Below are 17,080 nucleotides of genomic sequence, written 5' to 3' on the forward strand. Positions count from 1 at the left end.
CCTCACCGCGCTAAGCCGCGTCGCCTACGATCGACCATCGTGTCCCTCGACGGTAATGAGCGATCTCAGCGGATCGCCCGGTTAGCAGCCGTCGTCTTGGGAGTCGCCGGGCTGGTCCTGTGCGCCTTGGTTCCGCTCCTTCCGGTGAAGCAGACGACGGCGACGATCCTGTGGCCCCAGGGCGCCTCCGCGGACGGCGACATCAGCCAGATCACCGCCCCACTGGTGTCCGGCGCGCCGCGCGCATTGGACATTTCACTGCCTTGCGCGGCGATCGCCACCCTGCCCGCCAACGGCGGTCTGGTGCTGTCCACCCTCCCCGCCGGGGGCGTGGATACCGGCAAGAACGGGCTGTTCGTCCGCGCTGTCAAGGACTCGGCCGTGGTCGCATTCCGCGACACGGTGGCCGCGGTGGCACCGCGCGCCGCGATCGCCGAGGGCCGGTGCAGCGCGCTGCACATCTGGGCCGACGCCACCGGCGCACACGCGGATTTCGCCGGCATTCCCGGTGCCGCGGGCACCCTGCCCCCGGAGAAGAAGCCTCAAGTCGGTGGCATCTTCACCGACTTGAAGGTCCAGGCCCAACCGGGGTTGTCGGCGCGCATCGACGTCGACACCCGATTCATCACCGCGCCCACGGTCACCAAGACCATCGCCATGATCCTCGGTGCGATCGCGGTCCTGGGCGCCATCGTGGCCTTGGCCGCCCTGGACCGGCTCAGCCGCGGCGGTGACGCGCTGCGCGACTGGCGCTCCCCCATCGCCTGGCTCTCCAGGTACCGGCCGCGGCTGCCCCGGCTGTCGCGCTGGCGCGTCGGGTTCGCAACCTGGCTCACCGACGCCGCGGTGATCGCCACGCTGCTGCTCTGGCATGTGATCGGAGCCCTTTCCTCCGACGACGGCTACGACCTGACCATCGCCCGGATCGCACCCCAGGCCGGCTACGTGGCCAACTACTACCGATACTTCGGGCCCACCGAGGCCCCCTTCGACTGGTATCACGAGCTGCTGGCACACCTGGCCCAGATCAGCACCGCCAGCGTCTGGATGCGGTTGCCCGCCACCCTGGCCGGCATCGCCTGCTGGCTGCTCATCAGCCGTTTCGTGCTGCGCCGGCTCGGCCCCGGCAAGAACGGCCTGGCCGCCAATCGGGTGGCCGTGTTCACCGCCGGCGCGGTCTTCGTGGCCGCCTGGCTGCCATTCAACAACGGCCTGCGCCCCGAGCCGCTGATCGCCCTTGGCGTGCTGGTCACCTGGGCACTGGTGGAACGCGCCATCGCGCTGAGCCGGCTGGCTTCGGCCGCGATCGCGATCATCGTCGCGATGCTCACCGCGACGCTGGCACCGCAAGGTTTGATCGCGGTGGCCGCGCTGCTGACCGGGGCGCGCGTCATCGCCGGGATCATCCGTAAGCGCCGCGGCACCGACGGGCTGCTGGCCCCGCTCGCCGTCCTGGCCGCATCGCTGTCGCTGATCACCGTCGTGGTGTTCCGCAACCAGACGCTGGCCACCGTGGCCGAGGCGGCGCGGATCAAGTACAAGGTCGGCCCGACCATCGCGTGGTACCAGGACTTCCTGCGCTACTACTTCCTGACCGTCGAAACCAACATTGACGGGTCGATGACCAGGCGCTTCGCCGTGCTGGTGCTGCTGCTCTGCCTGTTCGGCTCACTGGTGGTGCTGCTGCGGCGGGGCTGGGTGGGCGGTTTGGCCCGCGGCCCGGCCTGGCGACTGATCGGCACCACCGCGGTTGGTCTGCTGCTGCTGACCTTCACGCCGACCAAGTGGGCCGTGCAGTTCGGCGCCTTCGCCGGGCTGGCCGGTGCGCTGGGGGCGGTGATGGCATTCAGCTTCGCCCGGATCGGCCTGCACAGCCGACGCAACCTCACGCTCTACGTGACCGCCCTGTTGTTCGTGCTGGCGTGGGCTACCTCGGGCATCAACGGGTGGTTCTACGTCGGCAATTACGGGGTGCCCTGGTACGACATTCAGCCGGTGATCGCCAGCCATCCGGTGACCTCGATGTTCCTGACCCTGTCGATCCTGACCGGGCTGCTGGCCGCCTGGTACCACTTCCGGATGGACTACGCCGGGCACACCGAAGTCAAGGACAACCGGCGCAACCGCGTGCTGGCCTCCACCCCGCTACTGGTGGTCGCGGGCATCATGGTCCTGGGCGAAGTCGGCTCGATGGCCAAGGCCGCGGTTTTCCGCTACCCGCTCTACACCACCGGCAAGGCCAACCTGGCCGCCCTGACGTCGGGGCTATCCCCGAACAGCTGCGCTATGGCCGATGACGTGCTGGCCGAGCCCGATCCCAATGCCGGGATGCTGCAACCACTTCCGGGGCAGACCTTCGGGCCGGGCGGACCGCTGGGCGGCATCAACCCGTTCGGGTTCAAGCCGGAAGGGGTCGGCGAAGACCTCAAGTCCGACCCGGTGGTCAGCAAGCCCGGCCTGGTCAACTCCGACGCATCGCCCAACAAGCCCAACGCCGCCATCAGCGACTCCGCCGGCACCGCCGGCGGCAAGGGCCCGGCCGGCATCAACGGATCCCACGCGGCGCTGCCGTTCGGACTGGACCCGGCCCGTATCCCGGTGATGGGCAGTTACGGGGAGAACTCGCTGGCCGCCACGGCGACCTCGTCCTGGTACCAGTTGCCCGGCGATTGGAAGGCCAACATCGCCGCCCAGCCGCTGGTCGTGGTCACCGCGGCCGGGGCCATCTGGTCCTACAAAGAGGACGGCGACTTTATCTACGGGCAGTCCCTGAAACTGGAGTGGGGCGTCACTCGCCCCGACGGCACCACGCAGCCGCTGGGGCAGGTATTCCCGATCGACATCGGGCCACAACCGGCGTGGCGCAACCTGCGCTTCCCGCTGGCCTGGGCCCCGCCGGAGGCCAACGTGGCGCGCATCGTCGCCTACGACCCAAACCTGAGTCCCGAACAGTGGTTCGCCTTCACCCCGCCCCGGGTGCCGGTTTTGGAAACCCTGCAGCAGTTGATCGGATCGAAGACCCCGGTGTTGATGGACATTGCGACCGCAGCCAACTTCCCGTGCCAGCGGCCGTTCTCCGAGCACCTCGGCATCGCCGAACTGCCGCAGTACCGCATCCTGCCTGACCACAAGCAGACCGCGGCGTCGTCGAACCTGTGGCAGGCCGGCCCGACCGGTGGGCCGTTCCTGTTCACCCAGGCGCTGCTGCGAACCTCGACCATCGCCACCTACCTGCGCGGTGACTGGCATCGCGACTGGGGATCGGTGGAGCAGTATTACCGCTTGGTGCCGGCCGATCAGGCGCCGGAGGCCGTTGTGCAAGAGGGTGTGATCACATTGCCCGGCTGGAGTCGCCAGAGACCGATTAGGGCGCTGCCATGAGCGTCACGAACGAAACCGAACAGGCCACCGCCGCCACCACCGCTAGCGCCCGTGAGGTGCGGGTGACCCGATGGGTAGCCACGATCGCGGGCCTGATCGGCTTCGTGCTCTCGGTGGCCACCCCGCTGTTGCCGGTCGTGCAGACCACCGCGATGCTCAACTGGCCGCAAAACGGGCAGCTGAACAGCGTGACCGCGCCGCTGATTTCGCTGACGCCGGTGAATCTGACGGCCTCGGTGCCCTGCAGCGTGGTGCGCGACATGCCCGCCAAGGGCGGGGTGGTGCTGGGCGCCGCACCCAAGCAGGGCAAGGACGCCAACCTGCAGGCGCTGTTCGTCGTCGTCAACAGCAAGCGCGTCAACGTCACCGACCGCAACGTGGTGATCCTGTCGGTGCCACGCGAGCAGGTGGATTCCCCGCAATGCGAGCGCATCGAGATCAGCTCGACGCATGCCGGTACCTTCGCCACCTTTGTCGGCCTCAAGGATCCCTCCGGCGCCCCGCTACGCAGTGGCTACCCGGATCCCAACCTGCGCCCTCAGATCGTCGGGGTCTTCACCGATCTGACCGGACCCGCGCCGGACGGGCTGCGGCTCTCGGCCACCATCGACACCCGGTTCTCCACCACACCCACCACGCTGAAGTTGCTGGCGATCATCGGTGCGATCCTGGCCACCACCGTCGCGCTGATCGCGCTCTGGCGCCTCGACCGACTGGACGGGCGCCGGCTACGCAGCCTGTTCCCGGCTAACTGGCGCACCTTCACCCTGGTCGACGCGGCGGTGATATTCGGATTCCTGCTGTGGCATGTCATCGGGGCGAACTCGTCCGACGACGGCTACATCCTCGGCATGGCCCGGGTCGCCGATCACGCCGGCTACATGTCCAACTATTTCCGCTGGTTCGGCAGCCCCGAGGACCCGTTCGGCTGGTACTACAACCTCCTTGCGCTGATGACCCACGTCAGCGACGCCAGCATCTGGATGCGGTTGCCCGACCTGTTCGCCGGGCTGGTGTGCTGGCTGTTGCTGTCGCGCGAGGTGCTGCCCCGGTTGGGGCCGGCGGTCGCGGCCAGCAAACCCGCCAACTGGGCCGCGGCGATGGTGCTGCTGACCGCGTGGATGCCATTCAACAACGGACTGCGTCCCGAAGGCATCATCGCGCTGGGCTCGCTGGTCACCTACGTGTTGATCGAGCGGTCGATGCGTTACGGCCGGCTGACACCGGCGGCGCTGGCGATCATCTCCGCCGCGTTCACCCTCGGTGTGCAACCGACCGGGCTGATCGCGGTGGCCGCGCTGGTGGCCGGTGGCCGCCCCATCCTGCGGATCCTGGTCAAACGCCGGCGCCAGGTCGGCACGTTGCCGTTGCTGTCGCCGATGCTGGCGGCCGGCACCATCATCCTGACCGTGGTGTTCGCCGACCAGACCCTGTCGACGGTGTTCGAAGCCACCCGGGTGCGCGGCAAGATCGGGCCGAGCCAGGCCTGGTACACCGAGAACCTGCGGTACTACTACCTGATCCTGCCCACCGTCGACGGGTCGCTATCGCGCCGGTTCGGCTTCCTGATTACCGCGCTGTGCCTGTTCACAGCGGTGTTCATCATGCTGCGGCGCAAGCGCGTCGCAGGCGTGGCGCGCGGACCCGCGTGGCGCCTGATGGGCGTCATCTTCGGCACCATGTTCTTCCTGATGTTCACCCCCACCAAGTGGGTGCACCACTTTGGGCTGTTCGCCGCGGTGGGAGCGGCGATGGCGGCGCTGACGACGGTATTGGTGTCTCCAACGGTGCTGCGCTGGTCGCGCAACCGGATGGCATTCCTGGCGGCGCTGCTGTTCACCCTGGCGTTGTGCTGGGCCACCACCAACGGGTGGTGGTATGTCTCCAGCTACGGGGTGCCGTTCAACAGCGCGATGCCCAAGATCGCCGGAATCACGGTCAGCACCATATTTTTCGTGCTGTTCGCGCTCGCCGTGCTGTACGCGGCCTGGCTACACTTCGCCCCGCGCGGCAGCGGTGAAGGCCGGCTGACCCGCGCGCTCACCACGGCGCCGGTTCCCATCGCGGCCGGCTTCATGGCGGTGGTGTTCGTCGCATCGATGGGTATCGGGATTCTCCGGCAATACCCCACCTACTCCAATGGCTGGGCCAACCTGCGGGCCTTTACCGGCGGCTGCGGCCTGGCCGATGACGTGCTCGTCGAGCCGGACACCAACGCGGGTTTCATGACGCCGCTGCCCGGCGACTACGGCCCGCTGGGACCGCTGGGCGGGGTGAACCCGGTCGGGTTCTCCCCCAACGGGGTCCCCGACCACACCGTCGCCGAGGCGATGGTCATGAAGCCGAACCAGCCCGGAACCGACTACGACTGGGATCAGCCGGTGAAGCTGAAGACCCCGGGTATCAACGGGTCCACCGTGCCGCTGCCCTACCAGCTCGACCCGGCGCGGGTTCCGCTCGCGGGTACCTATGCCACCGGGTCACAGCAGCAAAGCAAACTCACTTCGGCGTGGTACCAGCTGCCCAAGCCCGACGATGGGCACCCCCTGGTGGTGGTGACCGCCGCGGGCAAGATCGCCGGAAACAGTGTGCTGCACGGCTACACCCCCGGACAGACCGTGGTGCTCGAGTACGCCAAGCCCGGTCCCGGCCCGCTGGTGGCCGCCGGACGGATGATGCCTGACGACCTGTTCGGCGAGCAGCCCAAGGCCTGGCGCAATCTGCGCTTTGCCCGCGACAAGATGCCGGCCGACGCCGTCGCAGTCCGTGTGGTGGCCGAGGACCTGTCGCTGACACCGGAGGACTGGATCGCGCTGACCCCGCCGCGGGTGCCGGACCTGCGCTCGTTGCAGGAGTACGTCGGTTCGACGCAACCGGTGCTGCTGGACTGGGCGGTCGGGCTGGCGTTCCCCTGCCAGCAGCCGATGTTGCACGTCAACGGCGTCACCGAGATCCCGAAGTTCCGTATCACGCCGGACTACAACGCCAAGAAGCTGGACACCGACACCTGGGAGGACGGCGTCAATGGCGGTCTGCTCGGTATCACCGACCTGCTGCTGCGGGCCCATGTCATGGCGACTTATCTGTCCCGCGACTGGGCGCGCGACTGGGGGTCACTGCGTCAGTTCGAGACCCTGGTCGATGCGCCGCCCGCACAGCTCGACTTGGGCACCGCGACGCACAGCGGGTTGTGGTCGCCGGGCAAGATCCGCATCGGTCCGTAGCTGCCGCGAAGGACCGGTTCGTGGAAGTGAGTCGCACACCGCTCTTCGGACCGGCGGCCTCGGCCATGACGCAACCTAAGCTGCACGGTATGCACCAGGCGTGCGACCACAGTGGCGCATCGATAGTGGCCGCGGTCTCTTCACGGCGGTCCGCCCTGACCGCGGCGGGGTTAGCCGTCGTCGGCGCAGGCGTTTTGGCCACGTCGGCCTGCGGTCCGGGCGAGTCGCCGGCGCCGCCCAGCCCGGCCGCGTTGCCCGAAAATGCGCTGATCACTCTCGGGGTCGCCGCGGGCCCGCCGCCAACGCCCAATAAGATCGGAATCTCGTCGGTGCTGAAAATCGGCGGCGATCTCTATCTGATCGATTGCGGCTTGGGCTCGCTGAACGCGTTCACCAACGCGGGCCTGCAGTTCAATGACCTCAAGGCGATCTTCATCACCCACTTACACACCGACCACATCGTCGACTACTACAGCTTCTTCCTCTCCGGCGGCTTCCAAGCCCCGCCCGGGCGGGCGCCGATCCCGGTTTATGGTCCCGGTCCAGCCGGCGGATTGCCGCCAAGCGAAATCGGCAACCCGAATCCCGCCACCGTCAATCCCGCCAACCCGACGCCAGGGCTGGCCGCGACCACTGAAGCGCTGCACCAGGCCTTCGCCTACAGCAGCAACATCTTCATCCGCGACTACGGCATCGATAACGTTCAGGATCTGGCCAAGGTCATCGAAATCCCGGTGCCGGCGGGGTCGGACTATCGCAACACAGCGCCGAAGGTCAGCCCGTTCCCCGTGATATCGGACGACAACGTATCGGTCACCACGACGCTGGTGCCCCACTACGACGTCTATCCCGCATTCGCCTTCCGCTTCGACGTGAAGAACCCCGCTGTGTCCATTACCTTCTCCGGCGACACCACCAAATCCGACAACCTCGTTGCGCTGGCGAACGGCACCGACATCCTGGTCCACGAAGCGATGTTCAGCCTCGATACCGCCTACTACGGCAACGTCTTCCCGCCGGACTATCTGCCCAAGTCACACACCTCCGCCGAGCAGGTCGGCGAGGTAGCCGCAGTGGTCAAACCGAAGCATCTGATCCTGAGTCACTACGCACCCGACGACCTGCCCGATTCCCAATGGCTCGACAAGATCAACCAGAACTACTCGGGCAGAACCACAGTCGCCAAGGACGGGCAAATCTTCGCCCTGTGATCCGCTAACCCATGACGGCGTTGCGTGAGCTGCGGGCGGTCGAGCCTTGTTGCCGAGCCATTTTCGATTCGTGGTCACCCGGTAGGTGCCATCGGTGAGGTTTCAGCGTCAGCGATCCGGTCAATATCCCAGTTCGGGCGGGCAAATCAAACGCACATAGACGGCGGGGCTGATGCGCAGGCTGGTACGGATATTGATGGTGTCCACGGCAATCACACTGGCAATCTCTGCGGCGGCAGCTTTTTCGGCGGGCACCGCGGGTGCCATTCCGGATCCTGGAGGCGCTACTCGGGTTGGGTTACGGGCGGCTGGGCGACACTGCGACTTCAGCATCACCGCTTTCGCGCCCCAGGTGCCGCCAGGCCCCACCGGCACCGGCTCGGCCCTCATCCGCACGGCCGGTTCCACGGTGATCGCCGAGGTGCATCTGGTGAACACCGCGCTACCAGGCATGCACTATGACGTCGGCCTGATTCAGGCGCCCCGCCCGTCGTCGGCCCCTTGCGGCCCCGGCGCGCCGGACACCGCCTTCACCGGACTGGACCTCGACGGGTCCGGCGCGGGGACGGTGACCATTCGAAACGCCATCCGTCCGGGTGCCACGGGGGTCTGGGTGCTGGTGCAACGTCCGAGCAGTTTTTCCCAGGACCCCGCCGAGGTCTACACCTCCGACTTTCTGGCTTCGATTCTAGCGGGCATCGGGCCCGCCCGGGGCCGCACCGACGGATCTGCCGGCAAAAACGGGACTTCGTACCCTATCGCCGCAGCGTGTTGTGGTGATCCGATGGAGGTGATGCGCCAATGGCGGCCAATGTGGTCAAAGGAGGTACAGCCATGAGCGTCTCACTGGATTCGCAGGCCAGGACCCGGATGTTTTGCCGGGTATTGGGTCCACTGCTTGTCATCGTCGATGTCACGGCGGTGGCCCGCGCCTCCGACATGCAGAACCTGCTGTCGCAATTCGAGGCGAATTCCCTGTGGACATGGGTCACCGGCGCCTTTGTGCTGGTGCTGGTGCTGGGGCTGGTGATGGTGGCCGGTCACCAGTACTGGCACGGTGCAGCGGCGATCATCGTGTCGGTGCTGGTCTGGATCGTCACGCTGCGCGGGGTGCTGCTACTGGCGTTCCCCAAGGCGTTTGTTTCGGCGGCCAACAGCATGATCGGTGCGCAAGCCGTGTGGGTGAGTCTTTGCATCGTCTTCGCGCTGCTCGGGCTCTATCTGACCTATGTCGGCTGGGCGCCGGCGGCCAGCGGGCCCAGCCAGCACGAAGCGGCGGCGTCGCGAGACCTGCCGCGCGCTCCCTGAGCACCCGGCGCAACGCCTTCACCCGGCAGCACAGGTGTAATACCGTCGCGTCATGAGCCAGCGCGACGGCGAGTACGAGACGGAGGGCGTCGACCGGTTGCCCTTCTCGACGCCCGAGAAGGCCCAGCGCTACCAAACGGAGAGCTATCGCGGGGCTGTGGGCCTCAACTGGTACCTGACCGACCCCACGTTGCGATCGACCGTGGCGTACTACCTGCAACCCGACGAGCTGGCGGTCGTCGAACCGCACCTGATCCGCACCGGCGAGCTGATGGGTGGTGCGGTGGCGCGGTGGGCCGAGGAAACCGACCGCGACCCCCCGCGCCTGCAGCGCTACGACCGCTGGGGCCACGACGTCAGCCGGATCGTCATGCCGGCATCCTTCACCCAGTCCAAGCGCGCCGTCCTGCATGCCCAGGCGGCATTGCGTGATGAGGCGCGAGGTGCCGGGATGCGACCGACCGTGGCACTGTTTGCGGCCAACTATCTGCTCAACCAGGCCGACATCGGCATGGGCTGCGCGCTGGGTACCGGTGCCGGGATGGTGCAGTCGCTGGTGGCCGCCTTCGCGCCGGCCGACGTGCGCGATCACGTCCTGGCCAAGTTCGACTCCGGCGAGTGGGCCGGCGAGACCGCCCAGTTGTTGACCGAGCGCACCGGCGGCTCGGATCTGGGCGCGCTGGAGACGACGGCCACCCGCGATGGGGACTCCTGGCGGCTCAACGGCTTCAAGTGGTTCGCGTCCAACTGCGCCGGGCAGGCCTTCGTCGTGCTGGCCAAACCCGAGGGCGCTCCCGACACCACCCGAGGGGTCGCGAATTTCCTGGTGCTGCGCACCCGCCGGGACGGATCGCGCAATGGCGTACGGGTCCGACGCGTCAAGGACAAGCTCGGCACCCGATCGGTCGCCTCCGGCGAGGTGGAATTCGTCGACGCCGAGGCCTTCCTGTTGTCCGAGGAGCCATCCGGCCCGCAATCTCAAGCCGGCCCGTCTGGCGGGCGCGGCCTGGCCCGGATGATGGAGCTGACCAACGCGGCCCGGCTGGGCATCGCGTCGTTCGCGCTGGGTAACGCGCGCCGCGCCTTGGTCGAATCGCTGTGCTATGCCCGCCAGCGCCGGGCCTTCGGCGGCGCACTCATCGATAAGCCGCTGATGCGCCGCAAGCTCGCCGAGCTGATCGTCGACGTCGAAGCCGCCCAGACGTTGGTGTTCGACGGCCTCGGAGTGGCCAACCACCGCCAGCCCAGGACCATCCGCCAGCGCATCGCCGTTCCGGTTACCAAGCTCAAGGTCTGCCGGCTCGGGATCAGCGCCGCCTCGGATGCGATCGAGATCCACGGCGGCAACGGCTACGTCGAGAACTGGCCGGTGGCCCGCCTGCTGCGCGACGCGCAAGTCAACACGATCTGGGAGGGCCCGGACAACATCCTGTGCCTGGACGTACGGCGGGGTATCGAACAGACCAGCGCCCACGAGACGCTGCTGGCCCGACTGCGTGACGCGGTATCGGTCGCCGACCACGACGACACCACGCGACTGGTCGAGGCCCGCATCGACGATCTCGACGCGGCAATCACGGCATGGACCAAGCTCGACAGGCGCCTTGGTGAGGCGCGGCTTTTTCCGCTGACCCAGTTCATGGGCGGCGTCTACGCGGGGGCGCTGCTCATCGAGCGGGCCGCCTGGGAGCGCGAGGTCAACGGCACCGACCGCGCGACGCTGGTCGCCCGGCTCTACGCGGAACGGTATCTGGCTGATCGTGGGCCGCTGCGCGGCATCGACGCCGACTCCGGAGAGGCCCTGGATCGGTTCGGTGACCTCGCAGGGCTCCGGCGTTGTTGTTTAGCAGGCTTGTGAGCTGCGGAATTGTGGATTGAGGAGGTCTAGGCGGCGGTTGGCGGTCAAAGCGGTGATCCGGCAGGCTTCGGCGATGTTGTCGGCGCCGTTGAGGCGGTGCAGATTGATCGCGGTGTTGCGTAGCGTTGCTAGGACCTGTGCGCCGTTTCCGGTATGTGCCCTTTGACGGTCTTCGCCGAAGGTGACGTCGCGTATCCAGTGCAGGCTGTTCTCGATTCCCCAGTGTTGACGCATCCAGGTCATGATCGCGGTAGGGCGGGCGTGCTCGAACGGCAGGCTGCAGATGGCATAGACCACCTCCACGCTGCGCTGGTCGGTGGCGGTGATCAAGCGTTCACGAGTGATCCGGATGATTTGTTTTGCGTAGGGGAAGCCGATTCCTCGTGCAGCGGTGATGATTTGCAGGGTGCGGGTCTCGACACGGCCGTGGCCGCGGGAGTCGTCGGTAGCGGCTGCGGGCACCTCGGCCCAGGGCAGCGCGGTGATACGCGCAAGTATTTTGGCTTGGTTGGACTTGACGATCATCAGGTAGTGCGACTTCAAGGTGGCGCAGATCAACTTCGCGGTGACGACCTGGGTATGCATCGCATCCACGGTGACCAGCCACCGCAAGCTACCCGGCAGCAGCGTGAGCAGGGCACGTACGCAGGGAATTTCATTGCTTTTCTCGGCGACAGCGAGTTGACCGAGCACCAATCGGGCACGGTGGGCGAACACCGACACGAGATGCGTGGCTGTCGCTTTGGCGCGTAAAGCACCACGCAGCATCTTGCCGTCCAACGCGATCGGCACCAATCCGCTGGGGTCGCTGCTGGCCACGTGTGCAGTGAAGTAACTGCCCATCCTGGCGTTGAGGTCGGCGGGGTCTAGCCGAGACAAAACAGCGCGGAAGGTCTTCTCACTGGGCCGCCGGAACCGGACCCCTAATTGGGCCAACACATCATCGGGAGCGGTGGCCGCCCATGTGGCAAAACCAGCATAGCCGCGCATCCCCGCGGCAGTGGCCAGAACCGCGATCGCCAACAAAGCCATCAGCGAATACCTCCGACCGCGTGGGTCCCTCGGGTCTGGCACCGAGGCCAACACATCGAGAAACTCCGATCCGATGAGCTCGCTGCGCTCACCAGGACTCCAGCGGTCGAACACCTCTGGAACCGACGACACAGGCAATACTGAAACGGTAGGCACGGGCAACTCCAGACCAACGACGAACAGTAACCAACTCGATCGTTCTCCAGATAGCCCGTGCCTACACTCCGGCCCCAATAGCGCGGCATCAAAGATCATCAACCCAGCTCACAAGCCTGCTAATCAACAACGCCGGAGCCCTGGGTGACCTCGTGGCGGGGGCGCTGGCGACCGCCTGATCGGCCTGGCCCATGCCCGCGGGGCGGCCGAACCGACCAACTCCCAAGTAGAGACGAAAGTCCCTATTGGTCCGCGGCGAATTAGCGCGACCGTAAACGCCAACGCATCACGCTTGGGGTAAGGGGACACGGGATGTCGTATGTGATCGCGACGCCAGACATGCTCGCGGCGGCGGCATCGGATTTGACCAATATCGGCTCGGCTCTTGGCGCCGCCAATTCCGCGGCGCTGGCCCGGACCACCGGGCTGCTGGCCGCTGCCGAAGACGAGGTATCCACGGCCATCGCGTCGCTGTTTTCCGCCAGCGCCCGGGAATACCAAATGGTCAGCACCCAGGCTGCCCACCTGCACGCCGAATTCGTGCATTCGTTGACCAGGGCCGGCGCCGCCTACGCGGCTGCCGAGGCTGTGAATGCCTCTCCCCTGCAAACGCTCGAACAGAACGTCCTCGCGGCGATCAATGCGCCCAGCCAAGCGCTGACCGCACGTCCGCTGTTCGGCGACGGTGCCGATGGGGCGCCCGGCACCGGGCAAAACGGTGGCGATGGCGGCTGGCTGATCGGCAACGGTGGCAACGGCGGTTCTGGAGCACCCGGCGGCAATGGCGGTGCCGGCGGTTCGGCTGGATTGTGGGGACGCGGCGGCAATGGCGGAGCCGGGGGTACCGGTGTGGCTGGCGGGGCCGGGGGCAACGGCGGCTCCGGCGGGGCCAACGGGCTGCTCGGCGGCGGCTGGGGCCCGTCCGGCGGCGCTTCTGGCGGGGCCGGGGGTGCTGGGGGGCCGGTGGAATCGGGGTAGCCGGCGGGCTCGGCGGCGACGGGGGTGCCGGTGGCGCCGGTGGCGCAAATAGCCAGCTGTTGTCGCTTTGGGGAAGTGCCGGTGCCGGTGGCGCCGGCGGCATCGGCGGGGCCGGCGGGGCCGGCACCGACGGGTCAGCTGGTGGTATCGGCGCTGACGGCGGGGCTGGCGGCGCCAACAACGCATGGTTGGGCGGCGCGGCCGGCAGCGGCGGAACAGGTGGCAGCGGCGGAACAGGTGGCCTCGGTGGGGCCGGCGGCAGCGGCATCGGCTACAGCACCGGCGGTGGGGCCGGTGGTGCTGGCGGGGCGGGCGGCGACGCTGGCACCGGTGGGGCCGCAGGTGCTACCGCATTCTTGGGGAGCGCCGGTGTCGCGGGTTCGGCGGGCAACGGCGGTCACGGTGGCAACGGCGGCAGCGGTGCCGACGGAGACATCGGCGTGGCCGGTATCGGCGCCGGCGCCGACGGCGGCAACGGCTTCGCCGGCGGCAACGGCGGCGACGGCGGAACCGGCGGCAACACCACCGGCGGCACCAATGGATCCGGCGGCAACGCAGGCCACGGCGGCAACGCCGGCAACGGCGCCGACGGCAACGTCGGGGACTACTACGTCTCCGGCGGAGCCGGTGGCATGGGAGGTGACGGTGGCGACGCCGGCACCGCAGGACTGGCCGGCACCGGCGGAAGCGGCGGCACCGTGGGCGCGTACAGCACCGGCGGCGCCGCGGGTAACGGCGGCACCGGCGGGGCCGGCGCTCAGGGTGCCCCGGCCCAGTTCGGCTCTACCGGCTTTGCGGGCGGTGATGGCGGGGCCGGCGGGGATGGCGGCACCGGCGGCGGCGGCAATGGCGGAACCAACGGCAGCGGTGGCGACGGCGGCACCGGCGGGGCCGGCGGCCAAGGAGGCGTGGGTTACACCGACGACGGCGGCAACAACGCCACCACCGGCGGCGACGGCGGCCAAGGCGGCCAGGGCGGGGTGCCTGGTGCGACCGGCACCGGCGGCACCGTGGGGATGGCGGGCAACGGCGGAGCCGGAGGTGCCGGTGGCCAGGGCGGCGCCACCACCACCAGCGGCAATTCCGCCGGCTTTGGCGGCCAGGGCGGCCAGGGCGGCGCCGGGTTGTCCGGCCTGACCGGCGGCGACGGGTACGACGGCGGGCAAGGCGGTGCGGGCGGTACCGGTGGTGCCGGCGGCGACGCCGTCTCCGGCGCATACAACGGCCATGGCGGCGCGGGTGGCGACGGTGGGGCCGGCGGCCAAGGTGGTACCGGCTACGTCGACGACGGCAGTAACAATGCCGGCGCCGGCGGCAACGGCGGGATGGGCGGTCAAGGCGGTCAAGGGGGTGGCGCCGGCGCCCGCGCCGGCGCGGGTAGCGGCGCGGGCAGTGCGGGCACCGGCGGAGACGGCGGTACCGGCGGCGATGGCGGTGCCACCACCACCATCGGTCATACCGCCGGGGCCGGCGGAGTCGGCGGCCAGGGTGGCGACGGCGGCGATGGTCTGGCCGATGCGGCCAGTAGCGGCGGCAAGGGCGGTGCGGGCGGTCTCGGCGGCAACGGCGGCGACGCCGTCTCCGGCTCATACAACGGTCAGGGCGGTATGGGCGGTCAAGAGGGTACCGGCGGTCAAGGTGGTGACGCCGGCCCCGAAGGCAACGGCGGCAACGGCGGTGACGGCGGTACCGCCGGCGCCGCGGGCACGGCCGGTCTCGGCGGCACCGCGGGCACCGCGGGTACCGGCGGCACCGGTGGCGGTGGCGGCCGGGGCGGCGACACCACCACCGCCGGGCACACCGCCGGCTGGGGCGGCAATGGCGGCTATGGCGGCCAAGGAGGCGGCGGCGCCGCCGGCCCTGCCGGTGGCAGCGGCTCCGACGGTGGGCAGGGCGGCCAAGGAGGCGCCGGCGGCGACGGCCGCGACGCCGTGGCCGGAGCAACCAATGGCAGCGGCGGCACCGGTGGCTACGGCGGCCAAGGAGGCCAAGGAGGCGCCGGCGGCACCGATGACGGCGGCGACAATGCCGGCACCGGCGGTGCCGGCGGCGCTGGAGGCACCGGGGGCGCGGCCGGTGCGACCGGCAGCGGCGGCACGGTGGGCTTGGCATTCCCCGGCACCGCGGGCCACGGTGGTGACGGGGGTGCCGGCGGCGAAGGCGGTGCCACCACCATCGTCGGGCACACCGCAGGTACCGGCGGGAGCGGCGGTCAAGGTGGTGAAGGCGGCGCTGCTGCCGACACCGGCGTTCCCGGCGCCGCCGGGTCCACCGGCGGTTTCGGCGGCACCGGGGGTGACGGAGGTACTGGCGGCGATGCCGTCGCCGGCGCAACCAACGGCAGCGGCGGCGTCGGCGGTCAGTGCGGCGCGGGGGCCAAGGGCGGGCAGGGCTACGACGACGACGGCGCCAACAACGCAGGTGTCGGTGGCAACGGTGGCGAAGGCGGCACCGGCGGCGGCGGAGCGGCCGACACCGGAGGTGACGGCGGCACCGCGGGCGCCGCGGGCACCGGCGGTACCGGTGGTGACGGCGGCAAGGGCGGTGCGACCACCATCAGCGGTCATCATGCTGGCTACGGCGGCAACGCCGGCGGCGGCGGCCAAGGTGCCGATGGTGGCGCCGGCCCGGCCGGCGGCAATGGCTACGACGGTGGCCAGGGCGGCGCGGGAGGCACCGGCGGCCAGGGCGGGGATGCCGTCGCCGGCGCGACTAATGGCTACGGCGGCCAGGGCGGTATCGGCGGGACCGGTGGCCAGGGTGGTGGCGGCGGCGCCGACGATGGCAGCGACAATGCCGGCGCCGGTGGGAGCGGCGGCGTCGGCGGCCTGGGCGGTCAGAGCGGCGCGGCCAGCACCGGCGGCATCGTCGCCACCGGCGGCATCGGCTTCGCGGGCGACGGCGGCGACGGCGGCGCGGGTGGCCAAGGAGGCGCCACCGCCGTCAGTGGTCACACCGCCGGGGCGGGCGGCACCGGCGGCACCGGCGGCGATGGCATCGATGGCCCCGCCGACCGTCCCGGCGGTCGCGGCGGCCAAGGCGGTCACGGCGGCGACGGCGGTAGCGGCGGCAGTGCCGTCGCCGGCGCGACCAACGGCAGCGGCGGAGCCGGGGGCGCGGGCGGCACGGGAGGCCAAGGTGGCAACGGCTACGACGACGACGGCAGCGACGCCGCAGGCGCCGGCGGCTTCGGCGGCGTGGGAGGCAGCGACGGCGCGGTGGGCTCGGGTGGCTCCGGCGGCACTGCCGGTACCGCGGGAATGGGCGGCGACGGCGGCGACGGCGGCAAAGGCGGCGCCACCACCACCATCGGCAGTTCCGCGGGCTCCGGCGGCGATGGCGGGAACGGCGACCTAGGCGGCGCCGGTGCTATCGGCCCCGCTGGCGCTGACGGCTCCACCGGCGGTCAAGGCGGCGCCGGCGGCCAGGCCGGCGATGGGGGCGACGCCGTCGCCGGCGCCACCAACGGCTTGGGCGGGGACGGCGGAGATGGCGGTAGCGGTGGCCAGGGCGGCGCCGGAGGGGTCGATGACGGCGGCGGAGCCGACACCGGCGGCCAGGGCGGTGAGGGTGGTCAAGCCGGCGACGGCGGCGTGTCCGGTAGTGGCGGATTGTTCGGCGGTGGTGGCGACGGCGGCCAGGGCGGCCTCGGCGGCACCGGCGGTGACAGCGCACTGGGTACCGGCGGTGACGGTGGCCAAGGCGGCCAGGGGGGAACTGGCGGCACGGGCGGCGATGGCGCCTTCGAGGGCGGCTTCGGTGGCGACGGCGGCGACGGCGGAACCGGACGGACCGGCGGCGTCGGACAGAGCGGCCTTCCCGGCACCGGTGGCACCATCGGCATCGCGGGCGTCCCGGGCAGCCTTCCTTCCGGCACTACCGGTGGCGCCGGCGGCGACGGCGGCGACGGCGGACCGGGCTCGCCCTAGCCG

The 17,080-nt window shown here is 69.8% G+C and carries 8 protein-coding genes and 1 pseudogene; 7 read left to right on the forward strand and 2 right to left on the reverse strand.

Features of this window, described 5'->3' with window-relative positions; genetic code table 11:
* Positions 1-39: 39 nt before the first annotated feature.
* The 3 genes from SHTP_RS25675 to SHTP_RS25685 all read left to right on the forward strand — a co-directional run bounded on the left by SHTP_RS25675 (position 40) and on the right by SHTP_RS25685 (position 7,816).
* Positions 40-3,381, forward strand: coding sequence for an arabinosyltransferase domain-containing protein (locus SHTP_RS25675; RefSeq protein WP_096372177.1), 3,342 nt, complete (start codon positions 40-42; stop codon positions 3,379-3,381).
* The gene (gene embB, locus SHTP_RS25680) at positions 3,378-6,605 is read left to right on the forward strand and encodes an arabinosyltransferase EmbB (protein WP_096372178.1); all 3,228 of its coding nucleotides are present in this window, start codon (positions 3,378-3,380) and stop codon (positions 6,603-6,605) included. The genes SHTP_RS25675 and embB overlap by 4 nt, the downstream gene beginning before the upstream one ends.
* A gap of 65 nt (positions 6,606-6,670) precedes the next feature.
* Positions 6,671-7,816: an MBL fold metallo-hydrolase gene (locus SHTP_RS25685; RefSeq protein ID WP_420866639.1), complete on the forward strand. Its 1,146-nt coding sequence runs from the start codon at positions 6,671-6,673 to the stop codon at positions 7,814-7,816.
* 120 nt (positions 7,817-7,936) lie between these two features.
* On the opposite strand, the gene SHTP_RS29520 is transcribed toward SHTP_RS25685, so the two are convergent.
* Positions 7,937-8,083 (reverse strand): hypothetical protein, encoded by a 147-nt coding sequence (locus SHTP_RS29520; protein ID WP_231991678.1) that lies wholly within the window; start codon positions 8,081-8,083, stop codon positions 7,937-7,939.
* 142 nt (positions 8,084-8,225) lie between these two features.
* On the opposite strand from SHTP_RS29520, the gene SHTP_RS29525 reads away from it, so the two are divergent.
* Genes SHTP_RS29525 through SHTP_RS25700 form a run of 3 tightly spaced genes read left to right on the forward strand, consistent with a single transcriptional unit; the run spans position 8,226 to position 10,982 of the window.
* A complete protein-coding gene (locus SHTP_RS29525; RefSeq protein WP_231991679.1) occupies positions 8,226-8,654 on the forward strand; it encodes a hypothetical protein in 429 nt (142 codons plus the stop codon).
* Positions 8,618-9,124 (forward strand): hypothetical protein, encoded by a 507-nt coding sequence (locus SHTP_RS25695; protein ID WP_096372179.1) that lies wholly within the window; start codon positions 8,618-8,620, stop codon positions 9,122-9,124. Before SHTP_RS29525 ends, SHTP_RS25695 begins: the two co-directional genes overlap by 37 nt.
* Positions 9,125-9,176: 52 nt before the next feature.
* Positions 9,177-10,982: an acyl-CoA dehydrogenase family protein gene (locus SHTP_RS25700; protein WP_096372180.1), complete on the forward strand. Its 1,806-nt coding sequence runs from the start codon at positions 9,177-9,179 to the stop codon at positions 10,980-10,982.
* Here the strand turns inward: SHTP_RS25700 and SHTP_RS25705 are convergent.
* Entirely contained in the window at positions 10,968-12,170 is a 1,203-nt protein-coding gene (locus tag SHTP_RS25705) for an ISAs1-like element IS2404/ISMul1 family transposase (RefSeq protein WP_420873051.1), read from the reverse strand. The genes SHTP_RS25700 and SHTP_RS25705 overlap by 15 nt on opposite strands.
* A gap of 312 nt (positions 12,171-12,482) precedes the next feature.
* Here SHTP_RS25705 and SHTP_RS29935 point away from each other — a divergent pair.
* A pseudogene (locus tag SHTP_RS29935) lies at positions 12,483-17,077 on the forward strand (PE family protein).
* Positions 17,078-17,080 lie beyond the last annotated feature (3 nt).

Origin of the sequence: Mycobacterium ulcerans subsp. shinshuense, assembly GCF_002355775.1 — a bacterium.
In the GTDB taxonomy this organism is placed as follows: Bacteria; Actinomycetota; Actinomycetes; order Mycobacteriales; family Mycobacteriaceae; genus Mycobacterium; species Mycobacterium marinum.

Bases quoted from the DNA above. Each gene is read 5' to 3' on its own strand.
- SHTP_RS25695 (WP_096372179.1), top strand. From the start codon at position 8,618: ATGGCGGCCAATGTGGTCAAAGGAGGTACAGCCATGAGCGTCTCACTG.
- SHTP_RS25685 (WP_420866639.1), top strand. From the start codon at position 6,671: ATGACGCAACCTAAGCTGCACGGTATGCACCAGGCGTGCGACCACAGT.
- embB (WP_096372178.1), top strand. From the start codon at position 3,378: ATGAGCGTCACGAACGAAACCGAACAGGCCACCGCCGCCACCACCGCT.
- SHTP_RS25700 (WP_096372180.1), top strand. From the start codon at position 9,177: ATGAGCCAGCGCGACGGCGAGTACGAGACGGAGGGCGTCGACCGGTTG.
- SHTP_RS29520 (WP_231991678.1), bottom strand. From the start codon at position 8,083: ATGGCACCCGCGGTGCCCGCCGAAAAAGCTGCCGCCGCAGAGATTGCC.